14 protein-coding genes are annotated in these 22,909 nt (G+C 63.6%); 11 read left to right on the top strand and 3 right to left on the bottom strand.

Features of this window, described 5'->3' with window-relative positions; all coding sequences use genetic code 11:
* Nucleotides 1–6: 6 nt before the first annotated feature.
* Nucleotides 7–1,218, bottom strand: a complete 1,212-nt coding sequence (locus ARTH_RS14380; RefSeq protein ID WP_011692671.1) for a DNA recombination protein RmuC — start codon at nucleotides 1,216–1,218, stop codon at nucleotides 7–9.
* Nucleotides 1,219–1,340: 122 nt separating this feature from the next.
* Here ARTH_RS14380 and ychF point away from each other — a divergent pair, with 122 nt between their 5' ends.
* The 5 genes from ychF (at nucleotide 1,341) to ARTH_RS14345 (ending at nucleotide 11,267) form a co-directional block, all read left to right on the top strand.
* The gene (ychF, locus tag ARTH_RS14375; RefSeq protein WP_043430854.1) at nucleotides 1,341–2,426 is read left to right on the top strand and encodes a redox-regulated ATPase YchF; all 1,086 of its coding nucleotides are present in this window, start codon (nucleotides 1,341–1,343) and stop codon (nucleotides 2,424–2,426) included.
* 2,285 nt (nucleotides 2,427–4,711) lie between these two features.
* Nucleotides 4,712–6,034, top strand: coding sequence for a nicotinate phosphoribosyltransferase (locus tag ARTH_RS14360; protein WP_011692667.1), 1,323 nt, complete (start codon nucleotides 4,712–4,714; stop codon nucleotides 6,032–6,034).
* Between the two features lie 642 nt (nucleotides 6,035–6,676).
* The gene (locus ARTH_RS14355) at nucleotides 6,677–8,455 is read left to right on the top strand and encodes an ABC transporter family substrate-binding protein (protein WP_011692666.1); all 1,779 of its coding nucleotides are present in this window, start codon (nucleotides 6,677–6,679) and stop codon (nucleotides 8,453–8,455) included.
* Between the two features lie 176 nt (nucleotides 8,456–8,631).
* On the top strand, nucleotides 8,632–10,173 hold the full coding sequence (locus ARTH_RS14350; protein WP_011692665.1) for an ABC transporter permease: 1,542 nt from the start codon (nucleotides 8,632–8,634) through the stop codon (nucleotides 10,171–10,173).
* Entirely contained in the window at nucleotides 10,170–11,267 is a 1,098-nt protein-coding gene (locus tag ARTH_RS14345) for an ABC transporter permease (RefSeq protein WP_011692664.1), read from the top strand. The genes ARTH_RS14350 and ARTH_RS14345 overlap by 4 nt, the downstream gene beginning before the upstream one ends.
* A gap of 24 nt (nucleotides 11,268–11,291) precedes the next feature.
* Here ARTH_RS14345 and ARTH_RS14340 read toward each other — a convergent pair whose 3' ends face one another.
* A complete protein-coding gene (locus ARTH_RS14340; RefSeq protein WP_043429926.1) occupies nucleotides 11,292–11,921 on the bottom strand; it encodes a PH domain-containing protein in 630 nt (209 codons plus the stop codon).
* Between the two features lie 76 nt (nucleotides 11,922–11,997).
* On the opposite strand from ARTH_RS14340, the gene ARTH_RS14335 reads away from it, so the two are divergent.
* From ARTH_RS14335 to ARTH_RS14315, 5 genes are all read left to right on the top strand, one after another.
* On the top strand, nucleotides 11,998–13,836 hold the full coding sequence (locus tag ARTH_RS14335) for an ABC transporter ATP-binding protein (protein WP_043429924.1): 1,839 nt from the start codon (nucleotides 11,998–12,000) through the stop codon (nucleotides 13,834–13,836).
* 238 nt (nucleotides 13,837–14,074) lie between these two features.
* Nucleotides 14,075–15,718 (top strand): peptide ABC transporter substrate-binding protein, encoded by a 1,644-nt coding sequence (locus tag ARTH_RS14330; RefSeq protein WP_011692661.1) that lies wholly within the window; start codon nucleotides 14,075–14,077, stop codon nucleotides 15,716–15,718.
* 215 nt (nucleotides 15,719–15,933) lie between these two features.
* Nucleotides 15,934–16,863 carry an ABC transporter permease gene (locus tag ARTH_RS14325; RefSeq protein WP_011692660.1) on the top strand — a complete coding sequence of 310 codons (930 nt, stop codon included), beginning with the start codon at nucleotides 15,934–15,936 and terminating at the stop codon, nucleotides 16,861–16,863.
* The gene (locus ARTH_RS14320; protein WP_011692659.1) at nucleotides 16,853–17,845 is read left to right on the top strand and encodes an ABC transporter permease; all 993 of its coding nucleotides are present in this window, start codon (nucleotides 16,853–16,855) and stop codon (nucleotides 17,843–17,845) included. Before ARTH_RS14325 ends, ARTH_RS14320 begins: the two co-directional genes overlap by 11 nt.
* Nucleotides 17,846–17,856: 11 nt before the next feature.
* A complete protein-coding gene (locus ARTH_RS14315) occupies nucleotides 17,857–19,572 on the top strand; it encodes a dipeptide ABC transporter ATP-binding protein (protein WP_011692658.1) in 1,716 nt (571 codons plus the stop codon).
* A 144-nt stretch (nucleotides 19,573–19,716) separates the two neighbouring features.
* Here the strand turns inward: ARTH_RS14315 and ARTH_RS14310 are convergent, their stop codons facing one another.
* Nucleotides 19,717–20,667, bottom strand: coding sequence for an SGNH/GDSL hydrolase family protein (locus tag ARTH_RS14310; RefSeq protein WP_011692657.1), 951 nt, complete (start codon nucleotides 20,665–20,667; stop codon nucleotides 19,717–19,719).
* A 274-nt stretch (nucleotides 20,668–20,941) separates the two neighbouring features.
* Here ARTH_RS14310 and typA point away from each other — a divergent pair, with 274 nt between their 5' ends.
* Nucleotides 20,942–22,870 (top strand): translational GTPase TypA, encoded by a 1,929-nt coding sequence (gene typA, locus ARTH_RS14305; protein WP_011692656.1) that lies wholly within the window; start codon nucleotides 20,942–20,944, stop codon nucleotides 22,868–22,870.
* Nucleotides 22,871–22,909: the final 39 nt, after the last annotated feature.

Genomic DNA, 22,909 nt, shown 5'->3' with positions numbered 1-22,909 from the left:
TGCCGACTAGGCGGCGGACTCCTCCGACTGGAGTTCCGGTGCTGCCACGGAGCGGGGAGTCACCTCGATCGGAGGCGGCGTCGTCAGTCCTTCGGCCTCGAGGGCGTTGAGTTTCCGTGCGGTGGGGAGGACACGGGCTTCGAGCGTTCCGACCATGGAGTTGTAGCGGTCAACGGAAGTCTTCAGCGAGGACCCTAGCTTGGTGACGTTTTCACCGAGCGTTCCCATCCGCTCGTAGAGCTGCCGTGCCAGCTCGAAGAGCTCGCGGGCACTGTCTGTCAGGACATCCTGGCGCCAGGTGAACGCCACTGACTTCAGGACGGCCAGGAGGGTGCCGGGGGACGCGAGCACCACGTTCTTGTTCAGGGCGTAGTCCAAGAGGGCGGGATCCGCCGCAAGCGCGGCTGCCAGGATGGATTCCGCCGGCAGGAAGCAGATCACGAGTTCCGGCGAGTTGCCCGGAATGTCCCAGTACTTCTTGGTGCTCAGGGCGTCCACGTGTGATTTCAACGCCTTGGCGTGTGCCGCCAGCAGCGCGTTCTGGCCGGTGAGCGCCGGCCCGGTCTGCTGTTGCCCCGCCGAGGAGCCCAGGTCCTGGGCCTCCAAGTACGACGCCAGGGGCACCTTGGCGTCCACCACAAGCTGCTTCCCGCCCGGAAGCTGGACCACGAGGTCGGGCCGGACGGCGTTCCCCGCACCGGCGCTGTGCTGCTGCTCGTGGAAGTCCACATGGCGGAGCATGCCTGCGGCTTCCACGACGCGGCGGAGCTGGACTTCGCCCCACTGACCGCGGGCGCTGTTGGAGCGCAGGGCGGATTCAAGGGCGTGGGTTGAGCGAAGAAGCTGTTGGTCGGAGAGGCGGGCCTCCTGCAGCTGCTGTGCCAGCTGCCCGTATTGCTCCAGCCGGTCACGTTCAAGCAGGGACACCTGCTGCTGCACCGCCGTAAGTTTTTCTGCCACCGGCGCCAGGGCGCGGAGGACGCTGCCGTCCTGGTTGCGTGACTCGCCCAGCTCCCGGTTCTGCGCTGACAAAAGGCGCCGCTCGGCGTCGGCCGCCGCGAACTGGGCGCTGACCTCCGAGAGACGCGCCGAAACGCCGTCGAAGTCCTGCTCCAGGGCCACGCTGCGCCGCCGGAACACCACGTAGGTGCAGGCCGCGCCAATCACGGCGCCGAGAATCAGCATCAGCAGGGCAAGTATCAGTGCAAAAGCGTCCATGTGTTCACTTTGGCACGGGCCCCTGACATTTTTGGCGCAGACGCACGCGCCCGTCATGGTCCGGGGCGATCAGAACCAACGGACGCAGGGCTCCGGCCCGATTGCCGGTAGAATTAGTGCTCGTGGCTCTTACTATTGGCATCGTCGGACTGCCCAACGTCGGCAAATCAACTCTTTTCAACGCACTGACCCGCAACCAGGTGCTCGCGGCGAACTACCCGTTCGCCACGATCGAGCCGAACGTCGGTGTGGTCAACCTGCCGGACCCGCGGCTCGCAAAGCTGGCCGCCGTCTTCGGATCCCAGCGCCTATTGCCCGCTCCGGTGTCGTTCGTCGACATCGCCGGGATCGTCAAGGGTGCGTCGGAGGGCGAAGGCCTGGGCAACAAGTTCCTCGCCAACATCCGTGAGGCCGAGGCCATTGCCCAGGTTGTCCGCGTGTTCGATGATCCCGACGTCATCCACGTCGACGGCAAGGTGGATCCCCGCTCGGACATGGAGACGATCAACACCGAACTGATCCTGGCCGACCTTCAGACCATCGAAAATGCCATTCCGCGGATCGAAAAAGAAGTCAAGATCAAGAAGCGCGAAGCCGCCGAGCTTGCTGCCATTAAGGCGGCGCAGGCCGTACTCGAACGAGGCGACACGATCTTCTCATCGGTCAAGAGCGACAAACTCGAGATGGAACACCTCAAGGAGCTCAGCCTCCTGACCGCCAAGCCCTTCATCTACGTCTTCAATGCTGACGAAGGAATCCTCGGCAACCCCGAGAAGCAGGAAGAACTGCGGGCCATGGTTGCCCCGGCGGACGCCGTCTTCCTCGACGCAAAGCTGGAATCCGACCTCGTGGAACTGGATGAGGAAGAAGCCCGCGAGATGCTGGAAATGAACGGCCAGGACGAATCGGGCCTTGACCAGCTGGCGCGCGTCGGCTTCCACACCCTCGGGCTGCAGACCTACCTGACGGCAGGACCCAAAGAGACACGCGCCTGGACCATCCACCAGGGCGACACGGCACCGCAAGCCGCCGGTGTGATCCACTCCGACTTCCAGCGCGGCTTCATCAAGGCCGAAGTCGTCTCCTTCGACGACCTCATGGAGGCCGGTTCCATGGCCGAGGCAAAGGCCCGCGGCAAAGTCCGCATCGAAGGCAAGGAATATGTCATGGCCGACGGCGACGTGGTTGAATTTAGGTTCAATGTGTAGTTCCTGATCCCCCTGTGAGACCTTTTGCGATAGCCGCCAAGAACACGTGCTCTTGGCGGCTATGTGCTTTTTTGCGAGCCGTTTCCTGGTCAGAAGGGACGCCGCCGGCATTTGCGGACTAAGGAATGACCGGCCACTGTTCGAGCGGTTCGCCGGGCGCGACACCGTCGAGCGCCAGGAAGCCCAGCCATTTCTTGGGTTACAGGGGAATGCCGGAGAGTTGCTGTGGCACCTACCCGATGAGGCGGCGAGGGCACGTACCCGATGAGGCGGCGAGCCTCAAGCTTGTGCCGGGCCACCTCAATGCCCATCCCCTCGATCGAGCGGATGTGAGCGGGCCGGCCCGGGCGCGGCCAATCCCCCGCAGCAGTCAGCATGTCGGGTTTTGCCGTGCTTGCCGCTGTAGCGGTCTCGTCCGCCCTTGCGGAGTGGACATCTGCGTCGGAGGGGCGTGAGACCCGCTGTCCGGGCCGTTGAGAAATGGACGGACTTAGCGGGCGGAGGATGGGCCTTGCGCCGGAACGGCGAGGCCGGAAGCTTCCGCCTTGGCGGGCTTGTGCGGGTTTCCTGCTTCCTTGGCGCAGTGGATGCAGCAGTACACGCCCGATTCACTGTCGACCGGATGCCCCACGATCCGGCAGCCGCAGTTTTCACACGCCGGCGCCATCATATGTATGGCGCATTCGAAGCTGTCGAAAGTTCCAGTCTGGTTGCCCATGGAGACGGTGAACGTCTTTCCGTCGGGGCTACCGCAAACATCGCATGCTCCCATTATCCGTCTCCTCTTTCGCGCATGGTCTAGACCCAGTTAATCGCTTGTATGAGTTTCTTGAATAGGGGCGAAGGTCCTTGCAGTGCACCAGGCCCCAGCCCGCCGAGGGTCCAATGTGCCTGGGGCATCATGTCGCATCCCTCCCCGACGCAGCCAAAATGTTGGGGTCTAGTGTGAGGACCTGCCTGGTCGTGGGCCGCGTGAGCGTCTAGCGGGAGAGGCTGGTGGGCTTGGGCGAGGTTCATCCCGCAGCGGTGTAGGGCCCTCTTCAGCGATTCGCTAACAGCGCCTTCGAGTCAAAGGCGGCGACAGATTGGAACAGCAATGATGGCTGACCCGAAACCCGGTGCGTCCGAGGGGGCTCAAGGCGGGGGAGTCCGGGTCAGCGCGGGAGGCGTCTCGGCGGATTCCTGCTCTACGACCGGTGATGGCGGTTCTTGATGATGATCTTCCGGACGGTTCCGGTGTGGATGTGTGCCGGGCCGTCGCCGCGGCGGACCCTCCTATTTCGCTGTGTTCTGATGACCGGCGACGACGACGAGTCCTGCTGATTGAATCTGTCCTGGCCAGTGCGTGGGGTTGCTTGTCCAGGCTGGATGACAGCAGCGAGCATCTCAGCTGAGTCCGCCGGGTACCGGCCGGACAGACCACTTACAGCAGTCGGTTCCTTCCAGGGCTTTTGGGCCAGGTGTCGGGGGAGCTGACCGTCCGGAGGAGACGCTCCTGCGTCTGTCGAACCGGCAAGCCTCCGTCGCCCTCGGTCTGGCCAGAGGTTGGAGCCACCGCCAGATCAGCCGGGAGATGTTTCTTGCGAAAAGACCGTGAAGAATATGGTCGCGTCGATGCTGATGAAGCTCGGCATGGCGCGCGGGACGGAGGTCGCTGAGCTGGTCATCGGTGCGCTGAATCGTCCCGAGGTCTCCGCCTGTGCCGGTTACCGGTCCGGCCGGTCCCCGGACTGGTCGCTGAAGTCACCGCTGCCCTGGCGGACTGCACCAGCCAGGACCGCACAGGGCCGCAGACAGCCCTGCGTACCGGCGCTGCGGCCCGGCTCGCCGCTGCCCTTGACGCGACCCGGACGCAGCCGATGGGGCATGGCTCGATGCTGAACCGGCGCCGCGGATCGAGGCCTGGATCCGAAGGGTTCCTGCCCAGCCGGTGAGCGGGGGTCCTGGGCCCGGGCCTGGAAAGCCCCAATGTTCTTTTGGGGGAAACATCGGGGCGCCGTATTGAAAACACATTTTCGGCCGTTTTGCAGGTCAAATCGTGGTGGCCGGATGCGGCGCTCCGGTGCGGCCCGCATAATTTTGGGGGCACGCCGTACCGGTTGTCGGTTCCCCCGCACTTGTCTGCGGAGTTCGTGGTCCGGGGGAGGGGTCCACGCCTTCGGGCCCCCGGACCCCGAGTGCACGCGGCTGCGGGCGCCTGCGGCCCCGACGGCTGCAGTCTGAGTTCGTCCCAACGCCGGCCCGGGCGGCCTCCTTTTCCGGACCGCCCCGCCCTAGAGTGAATCATGGACACTTCGGCCGGACCGGACGGATCCCGGACCTCACTGTTTACTGATCACTATGAGCTGACCATGTTCCAGGCGGCGCTCCAATCCGGGGCCGCACACCGCCGGTCCGTCTTCCAGGCCTTTGCCCGCGGGCTCCCTGCCGGGCGCCGGTACGGGATCGTGGCCGGCACCGGCCGACTCCTTGAAGGCATCGTGGACTTCCGCTTTAACCAGGACGACCTCGATTTCCTGGCCGGCACCGGTGTGGTTAATCAGGACACGCTGGAACACCTGTCCGCCTTCCGGTTCTCCGGTGACATCTGGGGCTACCCGGAGGGCGAGGCCTACTTTCCGCACTCCCCCGTCTTGATCGTGGAATCGACCTTCGCCGAGGCCTGCGTCCTGGAGACCTACGTCCTGTCGGTGCTGAACCACGACAGCGCCATCGCCTCGGCCGCGTCCCGAATGACCAGTGCCGCCGGCGGCAGGCCCTGCATTGAGATGGGTTCCCGCCGCACGCATGAGGAAGCCGCCGCGGCGGCGGCCCGCGCGGCCGTGATCGCGGGCTTTTCCGGCACGTCCAACCTGGCCGCCGGCCGGCGCTACGGCCTTCAGACCGTCGGCACCGCGGCCCACTCCTTCACGCTGGTCCACGACTCCGAGCGCGACGCCTTCGCGGCGCAACTTGCCTCGCTGGGGGCAAGCACCACACTGCTCGTGGACACGTACGACGTCGAAGCGGCTGTCCGCACCGCCGTCGACCTCGCCGGCGACAAGCTCGGGGCCATCCGGCTCGACTCTGGAGACCTCGTGGCGCAGGCACGCTGGGTCCGCGAACTTCTGGACAGCCTTGGCAATGTGCACACCAGGATCGTGGTGACCTCGGACCTGGACGAGTTCTCCGTCGCCGCGCTCCGGGCAGCGCCGGCGGATTCCTACGGGATCGGCACGTCGCTGGTGACGGGTTCCGGGGCGCCCACCGCCGGCATGGTCTACAAGCTGGTGAGCCGGGCCGGCGACTCCGGCGGGCTCGTTGCCGTCGCCAAGACTTCGAAGGACAAGATCAACGTGGGCGGCCGCAAGTTCGCGGTGCGCCGCCTGGATGACCGCGGCACGGCCACCCATGAGGTCCTGGGCGTGGAGCATCCCCCAGCGGTCGGCAAGAACGGCCGACCGCTCCTGCAGCAATTCATGATGGACGGCGAACTCCTGCCCGGCTGGACCGGGCCGGACGCGGTGAGGCGGGCGCGGGAGCGGCACACGGCCTCCATGGCGGAGTTGCCCCGGGTCGTGGACCGGCTGCAGCCCGGCGAACCGGCCATCCCGACCATCTACGAGTGAAGCGTTCGACCTACGGCCCGGGATGGCGGAACACTATTTCCCGGAGGCTGATATCAGTGAGCTCGCCCAGCTCATCCACGGCACACTTTCCTCAAGCGCCGCCAGAGGCGCCGGGGCCGGCTTCGACGACGCCGGCCGGCCGTTGCGTCTCGCGGCCTGGCCTGGGTGACACTGGCAGGTGTCCTGACACTGATCCAGTCCTTGTGACCCCGTCGGAACGGGAATGTGGTACCGAACGAAGAGAATAGGCTTACGGCCTGCGACCGCTGAGCAAAGGGAATTCCGTGACGGAACGTGTGGAGCTCCGCTTCAACATGTAGTAGCAGCAGCCAGAAGTCAGTGATTGAGCATTAACGGTGATGGCCCCGATTCCACAGAATCGGGGCTTTCGTTGTGATTGGACCCGCCCGCGGGCTGGTTTTCCGCTCCCGCCTTCTTTAGGAATTGAAACGGCTCTGCCTGTCCATTGTTGCAGCTCGGTAACAACCTTTACTCACGGGCAACTTTGGTCCCATGCGCATTCTATTCGGGTCTAGGCTACTGCTCATGTGAGGCTAGCCACATTCTCACTGGGGGAATGGGCGGTCTGGCCGGCGCCTACAGCGGCGGTCTTTTCAACACCACAGAAACATAGGAGGCGGAATGCGCTTAGGTCGTATTTCCAAAGCGATAGGCGTCGCGGCTGCTGCTGCGCTAGCTCTCAGCGCCTGCGCCGGCAACAGCGGCGGGACAACCCCGTCAAGCGCTACTGCCGGCAAACAGGGTGGTTCAGCCACTGTGGTTGAAGTGAACGCGTTCAACACTTTCAACCCCAACACTGCCGACGGCAACACTGACATCAACTCGAAGATCAGCTACGCCACCCACTCGGGTTTCTACTACATCGATAACCAGCTGAACGTTGTTCGCAACGAAAAGTTCGGCAAGATGGAAAAGACTTCCGATGACCCCCTGACGGTGAAGTACACCATCAACGAGGGAGTCAAATGGTCCGACGGCACTCCGGTGACGGCAGCCGACCTCCTGCTGCAGTGGGCTGCTTTCTCGGGTTACTACGACGATGCCGACTCGGAAGCGAAGACCGGCACGTCCTACTTCTCCTACGCGGGTGATCCCACCGGACTCAAGCTCACTGACTTCCCGGAGCTGGGCGACGGCAACCGTTCCATGACCATCAAGTACTCCAAGCCTTTCGCCGACTGGGAAACCATCCTTGGCGGTCCCGGGATCGACATCGCAGCCCACGTCCTGGCCAAGAAAGCCGGACTGGCCGACGCCAAGGCGCTGGTGGACTACCTTAAGGAAAAGCCGAAGGGCGATCCGAAGGCCCCGAAGCCGGCCGATGAGAAGCTGAAGGCCATGGCGGATCTTTGGAACACCGGTTTTGACACCAAGACCCTGCCGTCCGATCCGAGCCTCTTCCTCTCCAACGGCCCGTACATCGTCAAGAGCGTCACCCAGGACCAGTCCCTGACCATGGTCCGCAACAAGGACTACAACTGGGGCCCGGAGGCCAGCCTGGACGAAATCACGGTCCGCTACATCGGTTCCGCTCCGGCGCAGGTGCAGGCACTCAAGAACGGCGAAGCGGACATCATTGCGCCGCAGGCCTCGGCAGATACCATCGAGCAGCTCAAGGCGCTTGAAAGCCAGGGAGTCACCGTGGAACAGGGCAACCAGCTCTCCTACGACCACATCGACCTGAACTACTCGGGTCCGCTGGCCGAAAAGAGCGTCCGTGAGGCGTTCATGAAGACCGTTCCGCGCAAGGACATTGTGGACAAGATCGTGAAGAAGCTTGACCCGGAGGCCAAGCCGCTGGACTCGCAGCTATTCGTTCCGGCCCAGGCGGCCTACGCTGATTCGGTCAAGAACAACGGTTCTTCCGCTTACCAGGACGTGGACATCGACGGTGCCAAGGCGCTCCTCGCCGGCAAGACGCCTGAGATCCGCATCATGTACAACAAGGACAACCCCAACCGCGTTGACGCTTTCTCCCTGATCCGCGAGTCGGCCACCAAGGCTGGCTTCAAGATCGTTGACGGCGGCCTGGGCAAGTCTGACTGGGGCAAGGCCCTCGGCGACGGCAGCTACGACGCCACCATCTTCGGCTGGATCAACCCCGGTGTCGGCGTTTCCGGCGTCCCGCAGATCTTCCGCACCGGCAACGGATCCAACTTCAACCAGTTCAGCGATCCGGAAGCCGACAAGCTGATGGACGAGCTGATCGTCACCACGGACCGCAGCAAGCAGGATGAGCTGAGCAAGGAGATTGACAAGAAGATCTGGGAATCCGCTTACGGCCTTCCGCTCTTCCAGTCCGTCGGAGTGGACGCCTACAGCGACCGGATCACGGGCGTGAAGTTCATGCCGAACCAGACCGGTGTTTGGTGGAACTTCTGGGAGTGGGCTGAGAAGTAAAGCCCCGCTCAGCGAGCAACAGCAGGTGAAGGCGCCGGGACAAATGCACCAACGTCCCGGCGCCTTCTCCGGCACCACCGGCACTCGCCGGCTTTCCGCCCACCTCAATCGGAAAGCCGGACTGATTCTGCGATGGGCCCGGTCAGATCCCGGCCCGGATATCGAGGCTTTGCACCATGGTGACGTACATCGTCCGGCGACTGATTACGGCCGCACTCATACTTCTCGGGGCATCATTCCTCGTGTATCTCCTGACAGCGTCGTCAGGGGATCCGCTGGAGGAGTTCCGCGCCAGCAGCGCTCCGAACAAACAACAGCTCATGGACTCGCGCAGCCAACTCCTTGACCTGGATACCCCGGCACCCCTCAGGTACTTCAAATGGCTCAGCGGAGCAGCCAGGTGCCTGGTCCCTTTCGGCAGCTCCTGCGACCTTGGAAAGAACATCGCCGGACAGCCGATTACCGATGCGCTCGGATTTGCGCTGGTGCAAACCCTGACACTTGTCACCGGCGCCACGATTCTGGCAATCCTTATCGGCATTGCCCTGGGCATCATCACGGCGCTTCGGCAGTACAGTGCACTGGACTACGGCGTGACGTTCATGGCCTTCCTCTTCTTCTCGCTCCCTATTTTCTGGGTTGCGGTGCTGTTGAAGGAATACGGGGCCATCGGCTTCAACGACTTTCTCCGCAATCCTGAGATTCCGCTCCCGGTGGCACTCGGGATCGGTGCCGTCGCCGGCCTGATCGTTGCCGTTGCCGTCGGCGGGGCCGCCCGCCGCCGCATCGTTTCAGGCGGTACCGTGTTCCTCGCGGTCAGCCTCATCCTGGTCTATTTCTCCGTTGTCCAATGGTTCCGGAACCCCGGTCTTGGACCAGTGGTCATAGCGATTGCCGGGGTGGGCCTGGCGTTCGCCGTCACCCTCCTGGTAGCGGGGCTCAAGAACCGGAAGGCCCTGCAGGCGTCGCTGATCGTTGTGGCACTTGGAGTGGTGGCCTACTTCGCGGTCCAGCCGCTCCTGAACCAGGCGACGGCCATCATGATCGTCCTGCTGGGAATCGCGACAATCGGCGTGGGCGTAGCCGTGGGCTACCTGATGGGCGGCTACGACCGGGGCCAGTCAATGCGCGCCGCCGGCATCACTTCCTTCCTGGTGGGCGGTCTGGTGCTCATGGACCGCTTCATGCAGGCCTGGCCCAGCTACTTCAGCAACAGCAGGGTCCGGGGCAGGCCGATCGCCACCATCGGTGCAGGCACCCCCAACATTCAGGGCGACTTCTGGATCCTGACACTGGACACCTTCACCCACCTGATTCTTCCGACCATGGCCCTCATCCTCGTTTCGCTGGCAAGCTACACGCGGTTCACCCGGTCGTCCATGCTGGAGATCATGAACATGGACTACATCAGGACAGCCCGTGCCAAGGGCCTCTCCGAAAGGTCCGTGGTGATGGGGCACGCGTTCCGCAACGCACTGATTCCCATTGCCACCATCGTTGCTTTTGATATCGGGGCGCTCATTGGCGGGGCCGTCATCACGGAGACCGTGTTCTCCGTCCGGGGCATGGGGTTCCTCTTCCTGGACGGCATCATGCATACGGACCCCAACCCCGTCATGGGCGTATTCGTTTGCGTGGCAGTGACCGCGATGGTGTTCAACCTGATCGCAGACCTTGCGTATTCCGCACTCGATCCCCGCGTAAGGATTAAGGCATGAGCCAGCCAACCCAGCAGGAAGAATTCCTCGCCGAGCACTCACACCCCAGGCCGCCTGGTGCGTCCCTGGAGCCGGACGCGAAGGGGCTCAGCCAGGGACAAATAGTCCGTAAGCGGTTCCTGGGCCACAGCGGAGCCATCGCGGGCCTGTTCATTTTTGCCATCATCTTCCTGATGGCGTTCACGTCAGTGGGCTGGGCCGGGATTCCGGGCTGGTGGAAATACAACCACCTGGATGTCTCACCACTCGTCAATGACGGCGTTCCGACCGCGTCCCTGTGGCCGCCGGCCTGGGGCGAACACCCGTTCGGCCAGGACCGGATCGGACGCGACCTCTTCGCCATGACCATGCGTGGAGCCCAGCAGTCCATCATCATCATGCTCCTCATCGGGACCATCGCCGGCCTGCTCGGCACCGTGGTGGGTGGCCTGTCGGGCTATTTCCGCGGGTGGGTCGAGGCCGTGCTGATGCGGATCACCGATGTCATCATTATCATCCCCGTGCTGCTGCTCGCCGCGGTTGTCGCCCAGAGCGTCAACCGCCGGGACCAGGGAGGCTGGTTCTCGGGTTTCGCGGCCAGCAACGGAATCCTGATCCTGGGAATCTTCCTGGGCCTCGTCAGCTGGGTTGGCCTCGCCCGGCTGATGCGCGGGGAGTTCCTCACCCTGCGTGAACGGGAGTTTGTCGATGCGGCACGCATCTCGGGAGCCAGCAATTCACGGATCATCTTCAAGCACATCCTGCCCAATGCCATCGGTGTGCTGATCGTTAACGTGACCCTGACCATGTCCGCTGCCATCCTGCTGGAAACAGCCCTGAGCTACCTCGGCGTCGGTGTGAAATCACCGGACACTTCACTGGGCCTGCTTATCTCACAAAATCAGGAAGCATTTGCCACCCGGCCATGGCTGTTCTGGTTCCCAGGCCTCTTCATTGTCCTGATCTGCCTCAGCATCAACTTCATTGGCGACGGACTTCGCGATGCGTTCGATCCGAGGCAGAAGAAGTTCAACGCCAAGAAGGCCAAGGACGTGAAGCCTGCTGGGGCGCCGAATGCCCCGGCTGCAGCAGCCGACGGGTCAGCGGGCGACTGAATGCGCCCTGTCCGGGCATCCGCCCTACGGAACTGCCACGCCCCAGTAGCTGGCCGCCAGGAGCACGGCAGTGGCGGCTACGGCCGTCCAGCGGAAGGTCACCCTGACAGCCGTCGATTCGGCCTTTCCCGCATCCAGGGCGCCCGTCTCGACCAGCTCTTCCCAGCGCCCGCGAACCAGCCGGGCTGCCTGGCCGGAATCGGTGGTCTTCAGGTCCCCGGGACGCACGGACTTTCCCGGTCCGTAGGTCGCGGAAGGAAGACCCTTGAGATCCTCGGGACGGGCGTTGCGCCCGCCCCAGATGCCCGGAGCAGGCGCAGCCCACGAGACATAGTTCCGTGCGGGCGTGACCAGCGTCAGTGCGTACCGGGTGTCGACGTTCACGAGCGCGCTCCATGGGACTTCAACGGAGCGGAACGGATTCTCCAGCGTGATGCCGCCGTCGTGAATCACCACAGCGGGCATCCAGAACAGCAGCCAGCCCAGAAAGCCGATCAGCAGCAGCGGGCCTGTGCCCAGAAGCGCGGCCGGCCCTCCGGCCGCCGCAGTCACTGCAAGGCCAAGTGCTGCGACCAGCCAGGACAGCCAGGCGAACCACTTGTTGGTGCGGGCTTTGAAGACTTCAACATTTCCGGCGTGCGGCACACTGCTCATGCCCCTAATAATTCAGGATTCCAGGCCACAGCACTAATCTCGGTGCAGTCGTGGCTTGGGCGGAAGGGAACGCGTCATGACTGACAACATCACCCCGAACCAGGACACCGCCCCGGCTCAGGATCCCGCCAAAGGCGCAGTTGTCCTTGAGGTCCGCGATCTCAGCGTCGACTTCGGCGTGGACAAGAAGTGGGTGCCCGCGGCCATCGGCCTGAACTACGAGGTCAGGGCAGGCGAAGTCCTGGCCATCGTGGGGGAGTCCGGTTCCGGCAAGAGCGCCAGTTCCATGGCCCTCCTGGGCCTCCTGCCCAGCAACAGCCGGGTGTCCGGCAGCGTCCGGCTCTCCGGTAAGGAACTGCTCGGAGCCAACGCAGCCAACATACGCGAGGTCCGCGGCAAGGATGTCGCCGTGATCTTCCAGGAGCCGATGACCGCCCTCAACCCCGTGTACACCGTGGGGGCGCAGATCGTGGAGACGGTGCGGCTCCACAACGAAGTTTCACCTGAGCAGGCCAAGGAGCGTGCCCTGCGGATGCTGGAACTGGTGGAGCTCCCGGATCCGGAGAAGGCCTTCAGGTCCTACCCGCACCAGCTGTCCGGCGGCCAGCGGCAACGGGCCATGATCGCGCAGTCACTGTCCTGCGACCCCAAACTCCTGATTGCCGACGAGCCCACCACGGCCCTGGACGTGACGGTCCAGGCCGAAATCCTTGACCTCATGCGCAACCTGCGGAACAAGCTGGACAGCGCCATTGTGCTGATTACCCATGACATGGGGGTGGTGGCGGACCTTGCCGACCGGATCGCCGTGATGCGGCAGGGGCTGATTGTTGAGACCGGAACGGCCGAGCAGATCTTCCGCAACCCCCGGCATGAGTACACCCAGGCACTGCTGGCGGCCGTGCCGCACCTCGGCCAAGGAGGTGCGGAGCCGGGCGAAGGGGTGGACGTCACTGCCGCACTGGCTGCCGCGACCCATGCCGAACTGGAATCGGTGGACCACGCCGAACTGGTCAGGCGCGAACGCGAGAACGCTGCGGCGCTTGCTGCTGCTGCGGCCGCCGAACGGCCCCAGGGCGAGCCGGTCCTTGAACTGACCGATGTGGCGATCGAGTACCCCAAGCAGGGCCGTGTGCCCGCCTTCAGGGCCGTCGAAGGCGCAAGCCTCGTGATCTACCCGGGCCAGGTGGTCGGGCTGGTCGGCGAATCAGGTTCGGGCAAGACCACCATCGGGCGGGCGGCCGTGGGGCTGCTTCCGGTCGCCGCCGGCACCATGCGGGTGGTGGGCCAGGACATTTCCGCCGCCAAGAAAAACGGCAAACAGCTGCACCAGGTCCGGCGGCACATCGGGATGGTGTTCCAGGACCCGTCGTCGTCGCTGAACCCGCGTCTTCCGATCGGCGAGAGCATCGGCGAACCGATGTTCCTAGCCGGGGAAGCCAAGGGAAGCGGGCTGCAGAAGCGGATCGAGGCACTGCTTGACCAGGTTGAGCTGCCGAGGAGTTATCGCAACCGGTACCCGCATGAACTGTCCGGCGGGCAAAAGCAGCGCGTGGGCATTGCCCGGGCGCTTTCGCTCAAGCCGAAGCTGATGGTGGCGGATGAGCCGACGTCGGCTCTTGACGTCTCTGTGCAGGCCAAAGTGCTTGAACTGTTCCAAAACCTCCAAAAGGACCTCGGCTTCGCCTGCCTGTTCGTGACCCACGACCTGGCAGTGGTCGACGTATTGGCCGACCGGATCTGTGTGATGCAGCGGGGCAGGATCGTCGAGCAGGGCACCCGGGACCAGATCCTGCGCAATCCGCAGGAGCCCTACACCCAGCGGCTGCTCGCCGCGGTGCCCCTTCCGGACCCCGAAAAACAGCGTGAGCGGAGGGAGTTGCGGGCACAGCTGCTGGCGAGTGGAGTGGAGTAGCGTCCGTCACATCAGGGGTAGCATACCAGTGAGTAACATGTGACTTGAAATGCGCCAGTGTTGACGCTAGTGGTCAAATTGTGACCCGGTTACAGTTTGGCAACAGAGTTCCAATATTTGGACATTTTGAGGTTAGGCTTCTCACTTATGTATGCCACGTCACAGTACATCTCTGTGCCCGGCCTGCGGGGAAGCACAAGACTTCCCTACTCAACTCCCACAACTCATAGGAGGCGGAATGCGTTTTTCGCGCACTTCCAAAGCACTGGGCATGGTTGCCATCGCGGCCCTGGCCCTGACCGGATGCGGAGCCGGAGACGGCTCCACCACCGGTAGCGGCAGTACCGGTGGCGACACCAGCAAAGTAATCCTGGCCGACGGCTCCGAGCCCCAGCGTCCCCTCATGCCGGCCGACACCAACGAGGTCGGCGGCGGCAAGGTCATCGACATGATCTTCGCCGGCCTTGTCAGCTATGACCCCAGCGGCAAGCCCGTCAACGAACTGGCCGAGTCCATTGAAGGCAAAGACGGCCAGCACTTCACCATCAAGATCAAGAAGGACCAGAAGTTCACGAACGGCGAGGCCATCACGGCCAAGTCATTCGTCGATTCCTGGAACTTCGGGGCTGCTGCCAAGAATGCCCAGTTGAGCGGGGGCTTCTTTGAAAGCATTGCCGGCTACGACGAGGCCAGTGCAGAAGGCTCCACCGTGGAGACCATGTCCGGCCTCAAGGTCGTTGACGACCAGACGTTCACGGTTGAACTGAAGCAGCCCGAATCCGACTGGCCGCTTCGACTCGGCTACACCGCCTTCGTTCCGGTTCCCTCCGGCGCGCTGAAGGACCCGAAGGGTTTCGGCGAGAAGCCGGTCGGCAACGGCCCGTACAAGCTGGCGGACGGCGGTTGGCAGCACAACGTGCAGATCCAGCTCGTGCCGAACCCGGACTACAACGGCCCGCGCAAGGCCAAGAACGCCGGCGTGACCTTCAAGATCTTCCAGAACGACGACGCCGCGTACCAGGACCTGCTGTCCAACAATCTGGACATCCTGCAGACTATCCCCACCAGCGCCTTGAAGAACTTCAAGACCGACCTGGGTGACCGCACCATCAACAAGCCGTACGCCGGCAACCAGACCATTGCCATCCCGGAATACCTGCCGGAATGGAGCGGTGAGGCAGGCAAGCTTCGTCGCCAGGCCATCTCCATGGCCATCAACCGGGAAGAGATCACCAAGGTGATCTTCAGCGGTGCACGCCAGCCCGCCAAGGACTTCACTGCTCCCGTCCTTGACGGCTACAGCGACTCGATCACGGGTTCCGAGAACCTGACGTTCGACGCCACGAAGGCAAAAGAAGCCTGGGCCAAGGCCGACGCCATCCAGAAGTGGGACTCCAACGAGACCTTCACTATTGCCTACAACGCCGACAAGGGCGGACACAAGGCCTGGGTCGAAGCCGTAGTGAACCAGCTCAAGAACACGCTCGGCATCAAGGTTGAGGGCAAGCCGTACGCCACCTTCAAGGAAGCCCGCAACGACGCCACCGCCAAGACGCTGACCGGCTCCATCCGCGCCGGCTGGCAGGCGGATTACCCGTCGCTGTACAACTTCCTCGGACCGATCTACAAGACCGGTGCAGGCTCTAACGACGCCAAGTACGCCAACCCGACGTTCGACAAGGCCATCTCTGAAGGACTGGCCGCTTCCTCCGTCAGCGAAGGCAACAAGGCCATGAACAAGGCCCAGGAAATCCTCCTGGCCGACCTTCCGGCCATCCCCCTGTGGTACCAGGTTGCACAGGGCGGCTGGAGCGACAAGGTCACCAACGTTGACTACGGCTGGGACGGCGTCCCGCTGTACTACAACATCACTGGCAAGTAACAACTGAACAACGGCGGGGGCTGCCTGGACTGGGCCCCCGCCATTGTTTTGCCCCCACCCCCAATTTCTAAGCACCAGCTACGGCCGGTGTACTTTGCAGCCGGGCCTCCGTGACCGCACCGGCGATGGCTGCACCCATAGTGAAAAGGTTCTTTGATGAACAACTCCGCCGCATCCTTGCACAGGATGCCTGCTGACGGGGGTGTCATTCGCTGATGGCGACTTACATCCTCAAGCGTTTCCTGCAGCTGATCCCGGTTTTCCTGGGCGCTACGCTGCTGGTCTACTTCCTGGTCTTCAGCCTGCCTGGTGACCCCATCGTGGCCCTTTTCGGCGACAAACCTGTCAATGAGGCCGTGGCGGCCCAGCTGCGTGCCCAGTACCACCTGGACCAGCCGTTCTGGATCCAGTACCTGCTCTACCTCAAGGGGATCTTCACCTTCGACCTGGGCCAGGACTTCTCCGGTCGGCCGATCGCCACTGTGCTGGGTGAAGTCTTCCCTGTCACGGCCCGGCTGGCCGTCATGGCGCTGATCTTCGAAGCCGTCTTTGGCATCATCTTCGGCCTGATTGCGGGACTCCGGAAAGGCAAGTTCTTCGACGCAACCGTCCTCATCGCCTCCCTGGTCGTGATCGGCATCCCGATCTTCGTCCTCGGCTTCCTGCTGCAGTTCACCATCGGTGTCCAGCTTGGCTGGGCCAAGCCCACCGTCAGTTCGGCCGCGACCGTCCAGGACCTTATCCTGCCAGCGATCGTCCTCGGTCTGGGCTCGTTCGCCTACGTCCTGCGCCTTACCCGGACCAGCGTCATCGAAAATATGAATGCCGACTATGTTCGCACCGCTACCGCCAAGGGGCTGTCCCGCTTTCGCGTTGTCCGCGTGCACATCCTCCGCAACTCGCTGATCCCGGTGATCACCTTCCTCGGCGCCGATCTGGGCGCCCTGATGGGCGGAGCCATCGTCACCGAGGGAATCTTCAACGTGCCCGGCGTCGGCAACCGGCTCTACCGCGCCGTTACGCAGGGTGAAGGCCCCACCGTGGTCTCGATCGTCACGGTGCTCGTGCTGATCTACGTCGTATCCAACCTGCTTGTAGACCTGCTGTACGCCTGGCTTGACCCAAGGATCCGCTATGACGCCTGAGAACATCGCATCATCACAGCTCACTGCCACGCCGGCAAAGCGACACATAGAGCACTTCGTCGCAGACTTTGCAGAAACCCCGCTGCAGACAACCGACAAGGTCAAAGAGGACCAGGCCCCGCTAAGCCTTTGGGGCGAGGCCTGGAAGAACCTGCGCAGGCAGCCGCTCTTCCTGATCTCCGCGTTCCTGATCCTTGTCGTCGTCGCTGTGTCACTTTTTCCCTCGCTCTTTTCCGGTATTGACCCGGCCTCAGAGGCCTGCCAGCTGGCCAATTCCGACGCCGGACCCGCGGCAGGACACCCGCTCGGCTTCACCCAGCAGGGCTGCGACGTGTACGCGCGCGTCATCTTCGGCACCCGCTCCTCGGTGACAGTGGGCCTTTTCACCACCATTGGGGTTCTCCTGATAGGGGGCATCATGGGGGCGCTCGCCGGCTATTACGGGGGGTGGGTGGACTCCATCCTGGCCCGTATCAACGACATCTTCTTCGCACTGCCGCTGATCCTTGGCGCCATTGTGATGATGCAGCTGCCGGTATTCCGGGCCAACCGCACGGCGTGGACGCTCGTGCTGATCCTGGTCACTTTCGGCTGGCCGCAGATCGCCCGCATCACCCGCGGCGCCGTGATCGAAGTCCGCAACGCCGACTTCGTGACCGCTGCCCGGTCGCTCGGTGTTTCCAAGTTCGGGGCACTCATGCGCCACGTGATGCCGAACTCGCTTGCCCCGATCATCGTGGTGGCCACCATTTCGCTCGGCACCTTCATCGTGGCCGAATCCACATTGTCCTTCCTCGGCATCGGCCTCCCGCCGAGCGTCATGTCCTGGGGAAACGACATCCAGGCCGCGCAGGCGTCCTTGCGCTCCAACCCGATGCCGCTGCTCTACCCGGCCATCGCGCTGTCCATCACCGTCCTGAGCTTCATCATGCTGGGCGACGCCCTGCGTGATGCGCTCGATCCCAAAGCGCGCAAGCGATGAAAGGGGACGCCATGAACGCCTCTGTCGAAATCCACGAAGCCGGCATCATTGCCGAACGCCCGCTCCTTGAAATCAAGGATCTGGCGATCAATTTCAGCACCAGCAACGGCGAGGTCAACGCCGTCCGGAACGCCCACCTCACGGTGATGCCCGGTGAGACGGTTGCCATCGTCGGCGAGTCTGGTTCGGGCAAGTCGACGACGGCGCTTGCCGCCATCGGCCTGCTTCCAGGAAACGGCCGGGTGGCGGCCGGGCAGGTCTTCTTTGACGGTGAGGACATTGCCCACGCCTCCGAGAAGCGCATGATCGAATTGCGCGGCAACAGCATCGGAATGGTGCCTCAGGACCCGATGTCCAACCTCAACCCTGTCTGGAAGATCGGTTACCAGGTCCGCGAAACACTGAAGGCGAACGGGCTGCCCAGCGGACCCGACGACGTCGCGAAGGTGCTTTCCGAAGCAGGGCTTCCCGATGCGGCGCGGCGCGCGAAGCAGTACCCGCACGAGTTTTCCGGTGGCATGCGTCAGCGTGCCCTGATCGCGATTGGCCTCTCCTGCCAGCCGCGCCTGCTGATCGCCGATGAGCCGACGTCGGCCCTGGACGTGACCGTGCAGCGGCAGATCCTGGACCACCTGGACAAGATGACCACCGAACTCGGGACGGCCGTACTGCTGATTACGCACGATCTCGGCCTCGCCGCCGAACGGGCGGACAAGGTGGTGGTGATGTACCGGGGCCAGGTGGTGGAGTCGGGTCCGTCGCTGGAGCTGCTGCAGAACCCGCAGCACCCGTACACGCAGCGCCTGGTTGCCTCGGCGCCGTCTCTCGCTTCACGCCGCATCCAGGTGGCCAAGGAGCTCGGAGTCGAATCCGATGAGCTGCTTGCCCCCACCGACGCCGTGGTTGTCGAGCCCACCCAGCCTGAGGCTGTGCTCCAGATCCAGAACCTCCGCAAGGTGTTCAAGCTCCGTTCCGGCTTCGGTAAGTCCACCGACTTCACCGCCGTGGACGACGTCTCGTTCAGCGTCAAACGCGGGACGACGACGGCGATTGTGGGGGAGTCGGGTTCCGGCAAGTCCACTGTGGCGCAGATGGTGCTTAACCTCCTGCAGCCGACGTCGGGCAAGATCGTGTTCGACGGCGTGGATACGTCCACGCTCAACAACAAGGAGATCTTCGCGTTCCGCCGCCGCGTGCAGCCGATCTTCCAGGATCCGTACGGTTCCCTCGACCCGATGTACAACATCTTCCGGACTATCGAGGAACCGCTGCGCACCCACAAGATCGGGGACAAGGCAAGCCGCGAGAAGAAAGTCCGCGAGCTTCTGGACCAGGTGGCACTGCCGCAGTCCACCATGCAGCGGTACCCGAATGAATTGTCCGGCGGTCAGCGACAGCGTGTTGCCATTGCCCGTGCACTGGCACTCGATCCGGAAGTGATCATCTGCGACGAGGCGGTCTCCGCCCTCGACGTGCTGGTCCAGGCGCAGGTGCTGAACCTGCTCGCTGAGCTCCAGTCCAGGCTGGGCCTGACCTACCTCTTTATCACGCACGACCTCGCCGTGGTCCGGCAGATTGCCGACCACGTCTGCGTGATGGAAAAGGGCAAGCTGGTTGAAACCAGTTCAACGGATGACGTCTTCGACGCGCCGCAGATGGACTACACGAAGGCACTGCTCAACGCCATTCCGGGGGCGCGGCTCATGCTGCCCCCCGAGGTTGCCTAAGCAAGCCGTCGCCTAAGCATTCGCCCATCTGCACAAAGCCAGTTGCATAAAGAAGGAGCCGGTAGCCGCCCCGCTGGGTGGATACCGGCTCCTACTTTGTTCGCTTGCGTCGTGAAGACGTGAGCTCAAGGGCGGGACGCCGCCCTAGCCAACCGGCAGCGCCGATGTGGCTGGCTGAGCCGGGGCCTCAAGGCCCAGTTCCTTCAGCCGTGCGGCCAGAATCGTGCCCAGTGCCTTGTGTCCGACGCTGTTCATGTGCACGCCGTCCGCCAGTTCCTTGGCCAGGTTGTATCTGGTCAGCCAGTCTCCAACGCTGATGAAGGGGATGGTGTGCTTGGCCGCGACGGTGCTGAGCAGTGTATCCACCTGTGACCGGCGCCCGCCGCCGTAGGTGACCCCGCGGGCCAAAGTGCCGATCATGGCGAACTTGGATCCAGGGTAGCGCTGCTTGAGCGACGCGATCAGGCGCTCGGCATTGGCCACGATCTGGGCGTCGGTTGCCCCACGTGCAGCATCGTTTCCACCGCCTTCGATGACAACCAGCGCGGGGGAGCCGTAGGGAAGCTGCCAGTCTCCGCGCTGCAGGGCGTCGATGTAGTTTCCGGTCTTGCCGTTCGAGGCAACATACCCGGTGCCACCGCGGCCGCAGAAGAAGACGTTGTAGCCCATGGCGGCCAGGCCCTGGCGCGGCCAGCCGGATTCCGGCTCGGACTGGGAATCCCCGATCAGGACGGCGGTCCGCCTGATGTTGGCCACGATGACTTCATTGCGGCCGTTCGCAGGGTTCTTGTAGACGGACCCGGGGGCCATGGTAGCCGGGTCAAGTTCCGGGGTGAGCTGTGCCTTCGATGCTGAACCAGCTGCCACGGGTTCACCCGGCGCAGCAGCCACCGGTGCGGCGGCTGACTTCCGGGGAACGGAGGCAGACTTAAGCGGAACGGCTCCGGTTGACGGCTGTGCCGCGGCGCTGGCAGCGGGACCTTTCGATTCCGCGGCGGTGTCCGGTACCTGTGATGCCTGGCCGCAGCCGGATACCAGAACGCCGACCGCGATCATAGGTGCGATGAAGCGGGGCAATGCTGAGGCAATTCGCATCTATGGTCTCCGGGCTGGGCTTGCTGTTACCTCCGCAATCATGCGGCATAGCAGTGGGAATATCCAGTAACTTTACGCACTATTCATCCCATTAAAGTGACGCTTCGGTAACGGGGGCCCGAGGGCGCCGTTTTGGGGTTTTTAGGCCAATAAATGACCTAGCGCTTAGACTTGTAGAAGGCGCCCTGTGCCAAAGGGTCTCGTCCGTCGTGCGTTCCGGTTGGAAATGTCGCGATACCACAGCTGACTTCACCACTGAATCGAGCAATAACGCATGTCTGAAACCACCACCAACACCGCGGTAGCCACTGCATCGCGCAGTGACCTGCGCAACGTCGCGATCGTGGCCCACGTTGACCACGGCAAGACCACCCTGGTCGACGCCATGCTCAAGCAGACCAACTCCTTTGCCGAGCACAACCACCTGGAAGACCGCGTCATGGACTCCGGTGACCTGGAGCGCGAAAAGGGCATCACCATCCTGGCCAAGAACACCACAGTGGCCTACAACGGACCGTCCTCCAAGGGCGAGACCATCACAATCAACGTGATCGACACCCCCGGCCACGCCGACTTCGGCGGCGAGGTGGAGCGCGGCCTGTCCATGGTTGATGGCGTTGTGCTCCTCGTCGACGCTTCTGAGGGCCCCCTGCCCCAGACCCGGTTCGTGCTCCGCAAGGCCCTCGCCGCGCACCTGCCGGTGATCCTGCTGGTCAACAAGACCGACCGCCCCGATGCGCGGATCGAAGAAGTTGTCCACGAGTCCATGGACCTGCTCCTGGGCCTGGCGTCCGACCTTGCCGACGAAGTCCCTGACCTGGACCTGGACAAGATCCTCGAAGTCCCGGTCGTCTACGCCGCCGCCAAGGTTGGCCGCGCCTCCCTCGAGCAGCCGGCCGACGGCACGGCTCCGGAGAACGAGGACCTTGAGCCGCTGTTCAAGACCATCATCGAACACATCCCGGCGCCGACGTACAACCCGAACGGTGTCCTGCAGGCGCACGTCACCAACCTGGACGCCTCCCCGTTCCTCGGCCGCCTGGCTCTGCTCCGCATCTACAACGGCACGCTGCGCAAGGGCCAGACCGTGGCCTGGGCACGCGCCAACGGTGAGCTGAAGAACGTCAAGATCACCGAACTGCTGGCCACCAAGGCCCTGGACCGCGTTCCGACCGAGTCCGCAGGCCCGGGTGAGATCGTCGCCGTCGCCGGCATCGAGGAAATCACCATCGGTGAGACCCTGACCGACGCCGAGAACCCGCAGCCGCTGCCCCTGATCACCGTGGACGATCCCGCGATCTCCATGACCATCGGTATCAACACCTCGCCGCTGGCCGGCAAGGTCAAGGGCGCCAAGGTCACGGCCCGCCAGGTGAAGGACCGCCTGGACAAGGAACTGATCGGTAACGTCTCCATCAAGGTTCTCCCCACCGAGCGTCCCGACGCTTGGGAAGTCCAGGGCCGTGGCGAGCTCGCGCTCGCCATCCTCGTTGAGCAGATGCGACGCGAAGGCTTCGAGCTGACGGTCGGTAAGCCGCAGGTGGTCACCAAGACCATCGACGGCAAGATCCACGAGCCGATGGAGCACATGACCATCGACGTGCCGGAAGAGTACCTCGGCGCCGTCACGCAGCTCATGGCAGCCCGCAAGGGCCGCATGACCAACATGGCCAACCACGGCACCGGCTGGTGCCGCATGGAGTTCATCGTTCCGGCCCGTGGCCTGATCGGTTTCCGCACCAAGTTCCTCACGGACACCCGTGGCGCCGGCATCGCGGCCTCCATCTCCGAGGGCTACGAGCCCTGGGCCGGTCCGATCGAGTACCGTACCAACGGTTCGATGATCGCCGATCGCGCCGGTGTGGTAACGCCATTCGCCATGATCAACCTGCAGGAACGCGGCTCCTTCTTCGTGAAGCCCACCTCAGAGGTCTACGAGGGCATGATCGTCGGCGAGAACTCCCGCGCGGACGACATGGACGTCAACATCACTAAGGAAAAGAAGCTCACCAACATGCGTGCAGCCTCCTCCGACACCTTCGAGAACCTGACGCCGCCGCGCGACCTGACCCTCGAAGAGTCCCTCGAATTCGCCCGCGAGGACGAGTGCGTTGAGGTCACCCCGGAGTCCATCCGTATCCGCAAGGTCATCCTGGACACCAACGAACGTGCCAAGGCCAACCGCGCCCGCGCCAAGGTCTGATCCCGGCACGTTCGGGTCATCACTCTCGTGAACACTAGA

Origin of the sequence: Arthrobacter sp. FB24 (genome assembly GCF_000196235.1) — a bacterium.
In the GTDB taxonomy this organism is placed as follows: Bacteria; Actinomycetota; Actinomycetes; order Actinomycetales; family Micrococcaceae; genus Arthrobacter.
The sequence above is the reverse complement of the archived record's forward strand: the minus strand, read 5'-3'. Positions and strand labels throughout refer to the sequence as shown.

Coding starts and splice junctions, on each gene's coding strand:
- ARTH_RS14380 (WP_011692671.1), bottom strand. CDS start 1,218: ATGGACGCTTTTGCACTGATACTTGCCCTGCTGATGCTGATTCTCGGC.
- ARTH_RS14360 (WP_011692667.1), top strand. CDS start 4,712: ATGGACACTTCGGCCGGACCGGACGGATCCCGGACCTCACTGTTTACT.
- ARTH_RS14355 (WP_011692666.1), top strand. CDS start 6,677: ATGCGCTTAGGTCGTATTTCCAAAGCGATAGGCGTCGCGGCTGCTGCT.
- ARTH_RS14350 (WP_011692665.1), top strand. CDS start 8,632: ATGGTGACGTACATCGTCCGGCGACTGATTACGGCCGCACTCATACTT.
- ARTH_RS14345 (WP_011692664.1), top strand. CDS start 10,170: ATGAGCCAGCCAACCCAGCAGGAAGAATTCCTCGCCGAGCACTCACAC.
- ARTH_RS14340 (WP_043429926.1), bottom strand. CDS start 11,921: ATGAGCAGTGTGCCGCACGCCGGAAATGTTGAAGTCTTCAAAGCCCGC.
- ARTH_RS14335 (WP_043429924.1), top strand. CDS start 11,998: ATGACTGACAACATCACCCCGAACCAGGACACCGCCCCGGCTCAGGAT.
- ARTH_RS14330 (WP_011692661.1), top strand. CDS start 14,075: ATGCGTTTTTCGCGCACTTCCAAAGCACTGGGCATGGTTGCCATCGCG.
- ARTH_RS14325 (WP_011692660.1), top strand. CDS start 15,934: ATGGCGACTTACATCCTCAAGCGTTTCCTGCAGCTGATCCCGGTTTTC.
- ARTH_RS14320 (WP_011692659.1), top strand. CDS start 16,853: ATGACGCCTGAGAACATCGCATCATCACAGCTCACTGCCACGCCGGCA.
- ARTH_RS14315 (WP_011692658.1), top strand. CDS start 17,857: ATGAACGCCTCTGTCGAAATCCACGAAGCCGGCATCATTGCCGAACGC.
- ARTH_RS14310 (WP_011692657.1), bottom strand. CDS start 20,667: ATGCGAATTGCCTCAGCATTGCCCCGCTTCATCGCACCTATGATCGCG.
- typA (WP_011692656.1), top strand. CDS start 20,942: ATGTCTGAAACCACCACCAACACCGCGGTAGCCACTGCATCGCGCAGT.